The following is a 14,178-nucleotide window of genomic DNA, read 5'->3' as shown; positions in this document are numbered from 1 at the left end:
CAGATAATATCACAAGACCAACCATACGTGGCAACCCCGTGAACCTCGCATCGCTCCCACTCTGCGCCTTGGCAGCCGCCGCCGGCCTGGGAGGTGGTGCATTCGCAGGATGGAGTTTCGGACTCCAACAACGCGCGCAGCAGGAACAGACCACCGCCCGTGAAAATCGGACGACATCCTCACTGGTCCGGATCACGGGAGGAAATCTCCAGGAAACCCTGCGGCTGCAGGCCGATCGTGCGGCACAGGAGGAAAAGGAGGTGGTGGCGCACTTTGAGAAGTTGGACGAGGCCTTGCGGCAGCAACTGGCCGCCAGCTCCGCGGAATCCGGCCGCGCCAACGAGACCGTCACGAGGATGGCGGCACTCCTTCCACCGTTGAAAAACCGGACCGAGAAAATGAAGGGGTCGTCCCCCGCCGTTCCGGACACCCTGCTGGCCGAAGCGCGGCAGGCGATCGGCTTTCCCGGGGCTTCCGCGGAATGGCCCAAGCTGACAAGCGATCTCACCGCACTGTCCGTGAAACTGGCGAAGCCCGTCCACATCAAGGACAAGCCATCACTCGAAACGGAAGTGGCCAAAACGACCGGCCTGGACGCGCTGGCTTCCCTGCCCGCGCCGGATGCGTGGGAAGCGGAGCGGAAGGCCCAGCTTGAGAAGTGGCTCCAAAGCAAAAAGCCATGATCGTATTCCGCATCACAGGCATTCTGGCCGCCCTCCTGCTCACCGCCTCCATCGCGCTGGGTACCCGCTCCCTGATGCAGCGGAAAACCGAGCGTGCCCGACAGACGGAAAGTTCCACGTCATTCCTTCCGTCCACCGCTCCCACCTCTTCAGCGGCTGCGACCGCCACCCGTGGGAGATACCTTTCCTCCCTGGAGGCCACCAGGAAGCAGGAAGCCCCGCTCTCCTCTCTCTGGACGGAGTTCGAGAAAAATCTCCGCGCCATCCATCCGGACTCTCCGGCCATCCGCTCGGAAGCGGATGCGGCTGCGGCGCTTCAGAAAGCCAATGCCTGGCTGGATGCCCGGGAAAAGGAAATGGCGGACGCCTCCAGCACCGCCGTAGTCCAGGCCGCGGACCAGATCCGCCAGGAGATCTCCCAAAGAAAGACCGAGCTGCAGGAACTCCGGAAACTGGCCGCCCTCCCCTACCGGGAAATGCTCGGCCAGTTGTTGGTGCTGGGCAGCAACCGCCGGACTCCACAGGGGATCGAGCTGGTGTGGATCGACGACCCGGCCGGGCACTCGAAAAGCGGCGGCTTCTGGGCTGCGAAGAAGGAAGTCACCACCGAGATATGGGGAAAAGTGACGGACGAAGCTCCTGCTGGCAGATGGTCGCCGCCACGGGTCGCCACGGTGGCGGACTTCATGGATGAGGCCCGCCAGAGATTCGTGGCCAGTCTCCAGGGACCCCAGAGAATCGCCTACGACAGTGCCAACGCGCAGGACAAGCAACGGATGCTGGCCTTCCACTCCGGAAGGATTTCCCAGATCGCAGCCAACCTGCAGAAAGCGGCGAATGCCAACCAGGCCGACTACTCCCGCTTTCCGGCACAGTTCGTGAATCTTCCGACGAAAGCGGGAACCGAACCTTTCGTCCAGAAACTGTCCGCGGACAATCCGCCCGGCTCTGCCTGGATCTTCCGTCTCCCGACATCCGCGGAATGGACGGCGATGAGCGGCAAGGTGGACGGGATCGGCGCTCCGGATGTGAGTGAATGGCTCATGGACAAGCCCTCCGCGGCCGACAAGAACTGGAAATCCAACCAAGCGACGGATCCTCCGGAGCCAGGCACCGTGGGCTTCCGGGTGGTATTCGCCGAAACTCCATAACTTCATCATTCCATATCATCCGCGACCTAACAATGTCCACGCTTCCCCCTTGCCGTCATCCCATGGGACAGGGTAGAAAACCGGAAGCGTCCTGACCGCCGATGCAATTCCAACTTTCGAATGAGCAGGGAATCAATTTCCCGCCACTCAGCCCCACCTATCAGGAAGGAGAGTTATTCTTCAACCGGTTCCGTGCGCTCGTGCCCCGGGATGCGCGGGACAGCATTATCGGCGAAGGTGGCACAGGATTGATCCACCTCGTGCGGGATGAGTTGATGGAGCGCATCGTGGCGCTCAAACTCCCCCACGAGAGCATCCTGCGGGATCCCAGCGCCCGCTTTGATGTCATCCGGGAGACCCGCCAGGCGATCGAACTGACCCATCCGCATATCGTGCGGATCCATGACTTCCATGAAGGAAAGGAAGGCTGGGGCATCTCCATGCAATATGTCCGGGGGATGAACCTGGATGAATGGCGGCACGTGGGGCGGATAGGGCCGCGGCGCAGCATCGTCGCCTTTCCAGTCGATCAGATTGTGGACTGGGTCACCCAGCTTTGTGAGGCGCTCGTCTATGCGCATGAAGACGCGCGGATGGTCCACCGTGATATCAAGCCGAAGAACCTGATGCTGGAAAAGCGTGAGGACGGCGGGGAAAAACTCCTGCTCACCGACTTCGGTATCACGCAGAAACTGCGGCTGCATACCATCATGCTCTCCCGCAGCCAGCCGGGAGTGAATGACAAGAACACGATGGGCACCCTGCCCTACATGCCGTGGGAACAGATCCAGGGAGCGCCCGCCTCCACCCTGGACGACGTCTATGCGGTGGGTGCCACCATTTACGAACTGCTCACGGGTCGGCCACCCTTCCACGAGGGCGGCTATGAACAGATCCGGATGCAGATCGAAACCGCCGTTCCCCCGCCGATGACGGAGCGGCTGGCGTCGTTTGATCTCCCCGACTTCCACATCCCGAAGGAATGGGAGGAAACGGTGGCGGCATGTCTTGCCAAACGGGCCGAAGACCGCCCAAGGAGCATCCGTGAAATCGCTTCAGGTCTGAGCTTGGGTGTTTCCCCCCTGGGAGGAGCCGCCACCCCGCAAGCACTCATCCCCCAGATCTCATCCGCGGAAGCGGAGGCGAACCAGGCCCAGATTCTCACCCTCAGGACGGAAAACCGGGAGGCCTCCGAGAAGATCTCCCAGCTTGAAAGCGAGCTTTCCGGCATCCGCACGGAACTGGACAAAGCGGTCCGGGAGGCAGCGGATTGGAAAAACTCACTTGCCGCCGCCGGAAGCGGATCCGACGAACTGACCCAGCAACTGGTGGACCTCCAGTCGGCGCTGAGGAACAAGGAACAGGACCTTGAGGCGGCCGCTGAAGCCAGGAAAGAACTTGAGCAACGTACCCGCGAGATCGAACAACAACGGGACCAACATTCGCAGCGCCTCGCCGCGCTGGAAGCGGAACTGGAGAAAGCCCGGCTGAACGCGGACGATGCGAACCGGGATTTGATTGATTCCCTGCGCGCGGACATCGAGGCCGCAAAGCGATCCCTCGAAGAGTCCCGCAACGCCGTCGCCGCGGAGAAGGCGGCTGCCGGAAAGGCGATCCAGGATGCGGAATCAGCCGCACGGAAGGACACCGAAAAAGCCGCCAATGATGCGAGGAATGCCCGCGAGGAACTGGAGAAAAGCCGGGCCGCACAGGGAAAGATCCAGTCCCAGTTGAAGGAAATGCAGACCGTCCGGTCCGCCCCTCTCAGGCAGGCATCCATCATTCTTCTGTCCTGCCTGATCCTCGGAGGAGGAATCGGTTTCGTGACGTCCAAACTCGGCGGTGCGAAGGCGGAGGCCGGGATGATCGCGGACCTGTCTCCATTTTCCGACTCGATCCCCACTTCCCCTTCCGATACCGGGGCTGCGGTCAGCGCGGGTCTTTTCCGGGAATATCTCATCGCCCAGTCGATCCCTGAACAGGACCATGCAAAAGTGATCCCCGGCATCGACGGCCTGGATGACGACGCCCCCGTGACGTCCGTTCCGTGGTGGACGGCGGAACAGTTCTGCGCGTGGCTGACCGGCAACAAAGTCTCCCCGGAAGACCGTGCCCGGAACCAGCACTACCGTATCGCCACCAGCACGGAGGTGGAGAAATCCGGTGGCGCGCGCAATCCGGAATGGGTCTCCGACCCACCATCCACCGATGGGAAAGCCCCCGCTTCATCCCGCCGGATCACCGGCCAGACGGAAGGTGCGGATCCCTGGCAAGCCCCCTCTTCGCCAAAGACCATGGACGGGAAGCCCATCGGCTTCCGTGTAACCCTGGAGAAAGGCAAATGATGGTGGAAACGGGACGACGCGACCTTCCGCGCCTCAGCCCACCCTGCCGACCATTCCGCGGATCACGGAAAGGATCTCCCTGCTCGCCACCGGGTTCCAGAACAACAGGCTGCGGCAGGTCTCGATGAGTCCGTCCACGGCAATGATGGGTTCGGCATAGACGCGCTCCGGCGCACGGGCCTCGAAGTCATCGAAATCCTTCGCAAATGACCCCGGCATTTCTCCGGGAAAGAGCCGCCCGATGAATTCCACCGCCCGCCACCACAGGTGGGGCGGAATCGCCTGGGAAGCGGTTTCAGCGGAAATCCCCTCCGCGATGCGTGCAGGCCCCAGCTTTTCTTTCCAGAGCTTGCCCTTCTCCGAATGGATGAAAGACGAAAGATTTCCAGATCCGGTGTCCCAGTCGCTGCGCTCGAATGTCTGGCCGTAGGCGTGGATCAACTCCATCAGATCGTCCATCGTTTCTGCAAGGGATGTCTCACGGGAGAACAGGGTGCGCACCGCAACAACCCCCAGTGAATAGAGGTCCGCGGTGGCGCCAATGCTGGGAATGATCCTGAAGTCCACCCGCTCGGTGATCTGGAGCCCACCGTTCTCCATTTCCGCCATGATGTCAGGCGCGACCTCCATGGGCAGGGACAGGAAGCGGCTCTCCCCCTGGACGGGTTTCAGGCTGAGGAAATTCGCGTGGATCTTGAGGCGCTTGCCACGCGGCAGGCGGATATCCAGTTCGAGGAGGTCTTTCCTGGAAACTTCCAGAATTTCATCCGTCTGCAGGGTGCCCTCGATGACGGACAAACCACCATCATCTGCCGGGGAAATTTTCCGGAAACGTATCCTGCCTTTCCCTTCCGTCACCCCGGCCACGCGGCCCGCCCGGTAGATGGATTGGGAAGTCTGCCCGCACTGGACCAGCATTTGCTCCCCTGCCGTGCCCAGAGGCATGGACACCACCTGCGGCAGCGCGAACAGGCTCACACGGTGGTTCCACAAGAACGGCAGGGATGCCGCCGGTTCGGCCAGGTGCACACCGAACGAATCCGTGGAGATCCCAAGGAAAGGCATCTTCTGGGCTTCCGTCGCCGCCTTCAGGGTTTCCATCGCCCCGCGGAGAAGGCTGAGTTTGAGGAAAAGGATCTCCGCCAAACGCTCGTTCATGCTCGAGCGGCCGTTGATGTATCCGACGCCCGCCTGGCCCTGGGCATTCTTGTCGAGGAACGTCTTGTAAATCCCCACGGGAGGAACCCTCAGCAGATCCTTCGGCTGGTCCCCGAAATCCTTGCCCGCGAGGAAGTCGGTGAAATCCTCATACTTCAGGCCGGGGGCACGGCTGATCATCATCAGACCACCTTCACGGTTCACCGCCTGGAGGTCCTTGAAAATTTCCTCGAACTCGACGGTGGAGGGAGAGCGGGTGGCGGACGCGGTCAGCGGGACGAACTTCACACCATCCGCATGTGAAACGAGGTACCGGTGCCAACTGCCGGAAAAGGTGGAAAGTCGGTGCCTTGCCAGCAACTCGTCATCCATGCAGAGGGTCCATCCCCCCTCCGGCCTCACCCGCCTGCCTTTCAGCGGGTCGATGAACACCGGTTCGCCGTGCACGGTTTCCCATTCACCGCGGATCATCAGGTCGGCGGACGCTTTCGCATAACCATCCGACATGCGCTTCCAGCGTTGGTCCAGCACCGGGCCGCTGCTCTCCGGCGCACCCGCATCGAACCCGCCTTCAAGTCCGGCGACCTCCTGGATACGTATCTCCACCCACTCCCGGGGATGTCCGGATGCGTCCCTGATGGCGCCAAGATAAGTGACGGCATCCAGTTGCATCTGGAGGATGCACGGACGCGGAATTCCATCCGCCGCGTCTTCCATGACGATGGACAATCCTCCGCACCCCGGAATTTCTAGATCAACCAGCTCCATTTCACCTAACAAACTGCGTTATGGTAGCCGCCTGATCCCCTGTATCTGCAAGGAAAAATTCCTCCTCTCTTTTCTGTTTGCCGGACCCCGCGGCCAGCTTATTTTGCTTGAGAGGAGGAGCCCGGACATATCATATCTTTCCTGAAGCCATGAAACCGCTCCGATTCGCCTCTTCCGCCATCGTTCTTGTCCTCACCGCCGCCCTTTCATCGTGCGGAGGAGGAAACAAGGGATCTGCTTCCGTGCCGCTGATTTCGCCGGATCCGGTGGCCGCGCAGGCTGCGGCCCAGGCGGCCGCGCAAGCTGCTGCCCAGCAAGCGAAAGACGCCCCCATCAAGGCCGGTGAATTCACGCTGACCATCACGCCTGACGCAGACGCGGCCTCCGCCAACGCCATCCCCGTCCATGTCCTCTCCGTCCATTCCGGGCAAGCTTCCCAATACAAGGTGATGGGAGCTGACAACTATTGGAAAAGCCCGAGTGGCAGCGCGCAGTCGAAGGTCTTCGGCAGCTCCGGCAGCCGTGGCAGGGCGACCTTCAAGGTCCCTTCCAGGGAAGGAGCGGACACCGTCGTGATCATCGCCAAACTGCCGCCATCCGGTGGCGGTGACGCCCGGATCCTGGAAATCCCGCTGAAGCGCCAGACCGGCACCGACCCGCTCCAGCCAAGCACCCCTCCCATTTCCGTCCGGCTGGGCCGGCTTGGCCTCCTGCCGAACTAACCCGAGTGGAAATCTGGTCCGACGATGCTTGAGATCACTCCATCCACATTCGACCGCCTCCATCTGATCGAGAAACTCGATCTGACGGAAGCCCTCGCTCCGGAAGCACGCACTTACCAGGTCCAGGATACCGGCGGACACAGGCCGGTGCAGGATCTGGTTGCGAAGATTTTCGAAGCGAGCTTCGGCAAGTCGAACGGAAGCGCGTGGGACACCAGCCGGTGGAACACCCGGGAAGGAGACCAATGGGCGACCGCCGCCCATGGAAAGGGAGGAAACGAGGCAGCCGTGGACAATGCTTCCCGCATTGCCAATCTCCAGCTCAACTGGCTGATTGCGGAACAGTCCCAGCACCTTTTCTTCCCCCAGATCGTCGAGGTCGGAGAGATCGATGGCATGCCCTATCTGCTCAGGGAACGGCAGCCGCAGAGCCTGGCCGCACTGGCACGAGCCCGTGTCACCCCGAATGGCGCGATGCTTTACCAGCTCATCAGCGGCATCTGGACGGCCCTGTGTTTCCTCCACCAGCCGGATCTCAACATCCCCCACGGAAATCTCAAACTGTCGAACGTTCTCTTTGGCGCCGGCCCGCTGACCGAAGCCAAGATCCTGCTCACTGATGCGGTTGAAACCCAGGAAACGGAGAGAAAGCGCCAGAAGCAGGAGGATTTCCGGTCCCTGGGGGCCATCCTTTACCAGTTTGCCTGCGCCAGTCCTGGCGCCATTTCGAATGTCGACGCACTGGTGAGGGCCGACTCGGCGGATTGGTCCGGCCTCGGTAAAGAAGGAGAGGCGTGGAAAGAACTCGCCATCCGCCTTCTCGACGAGAGCACCTACCCGACGTTCAACGCCGCGGCGGCGAGGCAGGAATGGCTGGACCGATTCCGCCCCAAAAAGTCGAAGTTCATCGCCGTACCGATCCCCGCCCACGCCCCACCCGCCGGACCAACTGTTGGCGGAGAGGCAAAGGCAAAGCCCGCGAGCGAGGTATGTGCGGAGATCGACGCCATCATCCAGAGCGGAAAACTCACCCTCGCCCTGTCCACCGCCACCAAGGCATTGGTCAAGCAGGAAGGCCCTTCCCCGGAGATCCTCAGCCGCATCGACTACTGCGTGGTCGGCATTTCCCCTGACGAAGTCGGCAGAACGGACGTGCTTTCACTCCTCGAGGAAGCCGCCAACCTTGGTTCCGTGCCCGCCACCTCACGCCTGGGGCTCTCACTGGTGAAGATCGAGCCTGATGAGGCCTACACCTGGCTGGAAAAAGCCGCCTCCCTGGGCGATGTGGAGGCAATCCCGCCGCTGGCCCGGCTATATGAGGACGGGACCCCACAACATCCCGCCAGCCCTGCGAATGCGGTTTCCATCATGAACCAATGGCGGGAGATCCAACCGGATGTTCATACGGACTATCTCTATGCGGCGATGATTCTCCGCGGGAAGGTCGGTGTGCCGGGAACCGAGGCTCTCACCTTGCTTGAAAGCTGCCATGAACGTGGGCACTACCGCTCCACGGATCTGCTGGCCCAGTGCCATGCCACCGGCATTGCTTCCCCGATTGATGAGAAGCGGGCATCGAGTCTCTTCGCGGAGGCCTGGAACCGGTCAAAGGCCGCCAACCAGGAATACCACACGGCTTCGAACAATCTGGGAGTTTGCTTCGCCACCGGCTTCGGCGTGCCGAAAGATATGGAAAAGGCGAAGCACTACTTCCGCCAAGGCGCCCTGGCGAAGCATGCCCCGTCCGAGGAAAACCTCAGCAGGCTGACACAGGCGAGCAACGCCCGCCTGTAGCACGCAGCCGCCGGGATTCCCTCCCGCCGCGGGTCCTCAAAGTTTGTCACCTGCGGTGGCGAAGTACATCGTCGGATCTCCGCCGAGCTTGATGGTTTCGCCTTCCTTCATGCCGCTCTGCTCCTTCGCGGCGAACACTTCACCGGTGGGTTTGCCTGTCGCCACATTGACTTTCATCACCGTTCTGCCCGGAGCCGCTTTGGTCTGGCTTTTGTCCCGCTTCACGGCCACCGCCACATACTTCACATTGCTCGCCTTGAGCTTCTGGCGGGTGGCGGCGGAACGGAGTACGACCTGGGCATTCTGTGCCGCCATCTTATGCTGTGCCTCGGTCGCCTGGCCGATGTGCATGGCATGGAAATTCCTGGATCCAGTGGACGCGGCAAGACCGAACCGGCCCACCGCTCCCGGGGAGAAGCCCGGATTCATCCACTCCTCGGGCTGCACCTTTCCCGGAGCTGTGAGCGGCGAACCCGTCGAAGAAAAGGATTGGTTCATGTCCCCGCAGGAAGTCACCGCCATAAGTCCCACGGTGAGGGCCGCCGTAACCATCAGTTGATATCGCTTCATAACGTCAGAAGGTTTGGTTTCAGAGTGATCCGAATTGCCGGCACCTTAACTGCGCGGGGAATCTCCGGTCAATCCACAAGATCGATCCTCACCTGGCGGATGTGGGAAACAACTCCTCCGCCCGGCGCATTCTTGCATGTTGCCGCACGGAGCTTGAACCTTTACACTCCAGCAGGTTGAATCCTTGTTGTAGCAGGCTCAATCCGTGACCCCACCGTGAAATTCCTTCTCCATAACGAAGAAAACATCACCTTTCCCGCGATACGACCGGCTTACCAGGAAGGAGAGTTGTACTTCGACCGCTTCCGGATGCTGACTCCGCGGGATGCCAAGGACAGCATCATCGGCGAAGGAGGTACGGGCATCATCCATCTGGTCAGGGATGAGCTGCTGGACCGTATTGTGGCACTCAAACTCCCGCACGAAAGCATTTTGCGCGATCCCAGCGCCCGCTTCGACGTCATCCGGGAAACACGCCAGGCGATCGAGCTGACCCACCCGAACATCGTGCGGATCCATGACTTCCATGAAGGCAGGAGGAACTGGGGCATCTCCATGCAGTATGTGAGGGGGATGAACCTGGACGAGTGGCGGCATGTGGGAACGACCGGAACACGGCGGACGATCGTCACCTATGACGTTGAACGGATCACCGCATGGATTTCCCAACTCTGTGACGCACTGGTCTATGCCCACGAAGAAGCGCACATGGTGCACCGTGACATCAAACCGAAGAACCTGATGTTGGAGCGGTGGGACGACGGGCACGAGCGACTGCTGCTCACCGATTTCGGCATCACGCAGAAGCTGCGCATGCACACCATGATGCTGTCCAGGGTGCAGTCGCGGACGGACGGGAAGGGAACCATGGGAACCCTCCCCTACATGTCGATGCAGCAGATCCAGGGGGAATCCGCATCGATCTACGACGACATCTATGCCGTGGGGGCGACCATCTACGAACTGCTGACCGGACGCCCGCCCTTCTATGAGGGAAGCTATGCCCAGATCCGGACCCAAGTGGAGACGGTCATCCCCCCGAGCATGAACCAGCGCTTGCAGGACTTCGACATCCCTGCCCGCGACATCCCCGATCTGTGGGAGGATGCTGTCAGCGCGTGTCTGGCAAAGAAACCCGCTGGCAGGCCCGCGTCCATCCGGGAACTCAAATCCCGGCTCGGTCTCTCGGACTCCGCCTCTCCCGCCACGGAGGATGCGCACCTCCGTGACGAAATCATCATCATCTCAAAGGCGCTCGAGGAACGCGGACAGGCCGTTCTCGCCCTGGAAGCGGAACGCGACACCTTGCGCAGAACCATCGCCGAAACCGCGCCGGTCGATATCCCGGCCGGCGAATGGCAGACCGCGTATCACGACCTGAAGGCCAACTTTGATGCGACCCGCTTCCTGCTGGACGCCGCCATGGGCGAACGGGATGCTTTCCACGCGTCATTGGCCGAAACCCAGCAGTCGCATGCCGAGCTTCTGCAGACCCACTCCCTGCTTGAGCACGAAGTGGATCACCTGCGAGGGATGTTCTCCTCCGGAGAGGCCGACGGAGAGGTGCTCCGGCGGGCGGAAGAAACAGCCACCGCGCGCATCCAGCAAGCGGAGGAAGACGCCCGGGCCAGAATCGCCGCCATCGAGGAAGAAGCCTCGGTGAGGATCCGGCAGGCGGAGGAAGCCGCCGGTCAACGGGCTGCCGCCGCGGAAGGTGAAACCGTGGCCCGCATCCAGCAGGCCGAAGGCAACTCCCAGGCACGCATCGACGCGATCCAGGAAGAATCATCCGCGAAGATCCGTGAGGCGGAGGAAGTCGCCCGGCAGCGGATCACCGCCGTGGAACGCGAAGCAGCGGACCGGATCCAGCAGATGGAAATCTCCGCCCAGGCAAGGATCGATGCCATCCAGGAGGAAGCATCGGCAAAAGTCCGTCAGGCGATGGATTCAGCCGAGCAAGTTGCCGCCGCTGCGAAAAGCGAAGCTGTTCCGCAGATCCAGCAGGCGGAGAGCTCCGCCCAAGCAAGGATCGACACCATCCAGGAAGAAGCATCCGCAAGAATCCGCCAGGCGGAGGAAGCAGCCGAACAGCGTGTTGTCACGGCGGAGAACGAAGCGGCCGCACGCATCCAACAGATCGAAAGCTCCGTACAGGCCAGAATCGATGCGATCCAGGAAGAAGCTTCCGTGAAGGCCCGGCAGGCGGAGGAGTCCGGCGAGCAACGGTCCTCCGCAGCGGAACACCAAGCCGCCGCCCGCATCCAGCAAGCCGAGGGTTCCGTGCAGGCGAAGATCGATTCCATCCAGGAAGAAGCTTCCGCGAGAATCCGGCAGGTGGAGGAAGCCGCGGAACAACGGGCCGGCGCGGCGGAACGGGAAGCAGCGGCCCGCATCGAGCAGGCGGAACTTTCCGTTCAGTCAAAGATCGACGTCATCCAGGAAGAAGCCTCCGCCAGGATCCGCCAAGCGGAAGAGTCCGCCGACCAGCGCGCTGCGGCAGCGGCGAATGAGGCGACGGCACGCGCCCGGAATGCCGAAGACTCCGTGCAGGCCAGAATCGATGCGATCCAGGAAGATGCCGCGACCAGGATCCGGGAAGCAGAGCAATCCGCCGAACAGCGGATCGCCTCCGTCGAGGGCGAATCCACGGCACGGGTCCAGCAAGCGGACAGCGCGGCCTTGGCAAAGATCACCACCATCGAGGAACAGACCGCCACCAGAATCCGTGAGGCGGAGGAATCCGCCGAACGGCGGATCACCGAGGCAGGGAATGAAGCCACTTCCCGCATCTCGGCAAAGATGGAGGAACTGGAGGAAACCGGACGCGTGCTGCGGCTGAAGGCGGCACGCCCGCTCGCGGAGGCCCTCGCAAAGCTGGAAGCCGCCAACCAACAGTTGGAGCGCCTCCGGGCGGAGCGCTCCGCCAATCAAAGCGGAGAAGGCTGAATCCTCAGCGCTTGCGCAGGAAGTTCCAGCCGAAGAAGCCAAAGGTCAGGAGGATAAGCCCCCCGAGGATCCAGGGTAACAGGGGGAAACCCTTTGTCTCCACGAAGCCGAACGCTTCCGGACACTCAACCAGTTCCCGCTTCGCGTCGTCATCCGGGCCGAAGGAGACACGGTATCTCAAAACATCCGAGAACGACGATGCGACACGGATGCATGGTCCGTTGGACGTCTCCTCAAGCTTCAACGGCCACTCGTTCGAACTCCCCTCCAGCGGCACCCATTCGCCCCCCTCTTTCTTCATGACGGACAGGTCGTATGAAAATTGATGCTTGGTCCAGCGGTCCATCCAGTTGCCGATCTTGATGAGCTCACCTTCCTCGACAACGCGCGGCTCACTCTCGCTTTCCGCGGTCTTCCGCAGAATCATCAGGTTCGGAGGAGGCAGGACAAACCAAGCTTCCGCCGGCGTGGCGACGGTTCCGTCCGGCCATGTGGCGGTGAGGCGCAGGCGGTAGGTTCCGCCAAGCGGGAGGGCGCTGTCCGAAGATTCGTCCGCTGTCAGCAGCTTGCTGAGGACGGCGGACTTTTCCTCCGGTGACAGCTTGGTCACCGTCTCCAGTTTCCGGGTGCTGTCCAGTTCATCAACGAAAGACAGCGAGCGCTCCAGTTTCGAGGGAGGTCCGAGATCCTCCTTGTCGCCGCTGGTCCAGTTCCAGGCGACCTTGTAGCCCAGGATATCACGGTCACGGCGGGGATCGAAAACACGGGCGCCATCCTTTTTGCCGGCCTCGGCGAGTTCACCGAGGAACGCGAGCCGCGGAGCATCCCGTTTGACGTTGATGAACGCGGAGGTGACCACCGGAGACACACCTTTACCGGTCGCGGTGAGGCGCAGTTCGTAGTCACCATTCGCCAGATCCGGGAACCATTGGAAAAGCGAACCCTCATTCCCGGTCACCTGTTTCACCCCCATCTCGGCACTGTCCGAAGCACGGCGGACGTACAACTCCAGCGTATAGTCCTCCGCCCGCTGCCCAGCAGGCAGATCAAGCGACCAGTTGATCCTGTCCGCGGAACGGCTGACCGGATAGGGTTGCCCAGCACTCGAGTCCGCCGGGGTGGTGAAGGCCAGCGCCACCGCCTGCTTTGGCCTGGCACTGTAAATCGAGACGCTCACCGGGACTTTTTTCTCCGGATGGCTGGTGAAGAATGCCTGGATATCAGGTCCTTTCAATGTGATCCGGCATAGCAAACGCTCCGCGAAGTTCTTCTTGAAGGAAGCGAGCGCGCCCCGGGCCGATTCGTCATACCCAGGGTAGGTCTTTCCGCCGATCTTCACGGTGGCACCGCTGATACGTTTGAGATTGTATGCTTCGAGGATCCTCGCCTTTTCGAGATCCCGGAAATCACCTTTGGCCAATGCTGCGGGATCCTTGATTTTCGATGCATCCAGGTAGCTGCTGACCGGCCAGTTGACCAAATCTTCGACACCGTCCGATATCACAAAAAAGTAAAACTCCCCCGCCCCGCCGAGGCGGGCCGCCGCAGTCGCCCTCGCCAGTTCGAAATGAGTCTCATTGTCACTGGGCGCGACCGTCTTCGCCCAGTCCGTGATCTTTGCACTGGTGGACCCGGAAACTTCGGCCCAAGCCTCGGACTCCAGGTTTTTAACCGTATCAAGATTTCCGAATGATCCGAGGAATAGCCGGAAACGCTCCCCCGCCAGCCCCTTTCCCGCCTCTCCGTTGAGCAGGGCACGGATGTTGGCCAGCTCCTGCCGCCTCAACTCCCGCTGCCCGGGATCATCCTCACTGGATATGCCATCCGCCTGGATCATCCATTTCCCGCGGATCCGTGACTGGACATCCCCGGCCAGCAGGCCGTTCACCAATTCGACCGCCTCATCCCGGTTTCCCTGCTCCACGGACCGCGAACGATCCATTAATATTCCAATGTCCTTCGCCATCAAAGGAGTGAAAATGGCAACCGTGACCAAGGCGATCACCAGCCTGAATACAGTCGGACGAATCATGAAAAAGCG

The 14,178-nt window shown here is 61.5% G+C and carries 9 protein-coding genes; 6 read left to right on the top strand and 3 right to left on the bottom strand.

Features of this window, described 5'->3' with window-relative positions:
* Positions 1 to 38 precede the first annotated feature (38 nt).
* From OVA24_RS11530 to OVA24_RS11520, 3 genes are all read left to right on the top strand, one after another.
* Positions 39 to 683 (top strand): hypothetical protein, encoded by a 645-nt coding sequence (locus OVA24_RS11530; protein WP_267669951.1) that lies wholly within the window; start codon positions 39 to 41, stop codon positions 681 to 683.
* Positions 680 to 1,834, top strand: a complete 1,155-nt coding sequence (locus OVA24_RS11525) for a hypothetical protein (RefSeq protein ID WP_267669950.1) — start codon at positions 680 to 682, stop codon at positions 1,832 to 1,834. The genes OVA24_RS11530 and OVA24_RS11525 overlap by 4 nt, the downstream gene beginning before the upstream one ends.
* Positions 1,835 to 1,935: 101 nt before the next feature.
* Positions 1,936 to 4,179 carry a serine/threonine protein kinase gene (locus OVA24_RS11520; protein ID WP_267669949.1) on the top strand — a complete coding sequence of 748 codons (2,244 nt, stop codon included), beginning with the start codon at positions 1,936 to 1,938 and terminating at the stop codon, positions 4,177 to 4,179.
* 33 nt (positions 4,180 to 4,212) lie between these two features.
* On the opposite strand, the gene OVA24_RS11515 is transcribed toward OVA24_RS11520, so the two are convergent.
* Entirely contained in the window at positions 4,213 to 6,009 is a 1,797-nt protein-coding gene (locus OVA24_RS11515) for a hypothetical protein (RefSeq protein WP_267669948.1), read from the bottom strand.
* Between the two features lie 245 nt (positions 6,010 to 6,254).
* Here OVA24_RS11515 and OVA24_RS11510 point away from each other — a divergent pair, with 245 nt between their 5' ends.
* Together OVA24_RS11510 and OVA24_RS11505 are read left to right on the top strand one after the other, a co-directional pair.
* Complete coding sequence (locus OVA24_RS11510; protein WP_267669947.1) at positions 6,255 to 6,827, top strand: hypothetical protein; 573 nt, start codon at positions 6,255 to 6,257, stop codon at positions 6,825 to 6,827.
* Positions 6,828 to 6,851: 24 nt separating this feature from the next.
* The gene (locus OVA24_RS11505; RefSeq protein ID WP_267669946.1) at positions 6,852 to 8,621 is read left to right on the top strand and encodes a Sel1-like repeat-containing protein kinase family protein; all 1,770 of its coding nucleotides are present in this window, start codon (positions 6,852 to 6,854) and stop codon (positions 8,619 to 8,621) included.
* A 36-nt stretch (positions 8,622 to 8,657) separates the two neighbouring features.
* Here the strand turns inward: OVA24_RS11505 and OVA24_RS11500 are convergent, their stop codons facing one another.
* Positions 8,658 to 9,191, bottom strand: a complete 534-nt coding sequence (locus OVA24_RS11500; RefSeq protein WP_267669945.1) for a hypothetical protein — start codon at positions 9,189 to 9,191, stop codon at positions 8,658 to 8,660.
* Between the two features lie 216 nt (positions 9,192 to 9,407).
* Between OVA24_RS11500 and OVA24_RS11495 the strand changes: the two genes are divergently transcribed.
* Positions 9,408 to 12,137 (top strand): serine/threonine protein kinase, encoded by a 2,730-nt coding sequence (locus tag OVA24_RS11495; RefSeq protein ID WP_267669944.1) that lies wholly within the window; start codon positions 9,408 to 9,410, stop codon positions 12,135 to 12,137.
* Between the two features lie 4 nt (positions 12,138 to 12,141).
* On the opposite strand, the gene OVA24_RS11490 is transcribed toward OVA24_RS11495, so the two are convergent.
* Positions 12,142 to 14,169: a hypothetical protein gene (locus OVA24_RS11490; RefSeq protein ID WP_267669943.1), complete on the bottom strand. Its 2,028-nt coding sequence runs from the start codon at positions 14,167 to 14,169 to the stop codon at positions 12,142 to 12,144.
* Positions 14,170 to 14,178 lie beyond the last annotated feature (9 nt).

It is taken from the genome of Luteolibacter sp. SL250, from assembly GCF_026625605.1.
Taxonomy (GTDB): domain Bacteria; phylum Verrucomicrobiota; class Verrucomicrobiia; order Verrucomicrobiales; family Akkermansiaceae; genus Luteolibacter.
The sequence above is the reverse complement of the archived record's forward strand: the minus strand, read 5'-3'. Positions and strand labels throughout refer to the sequence as shown.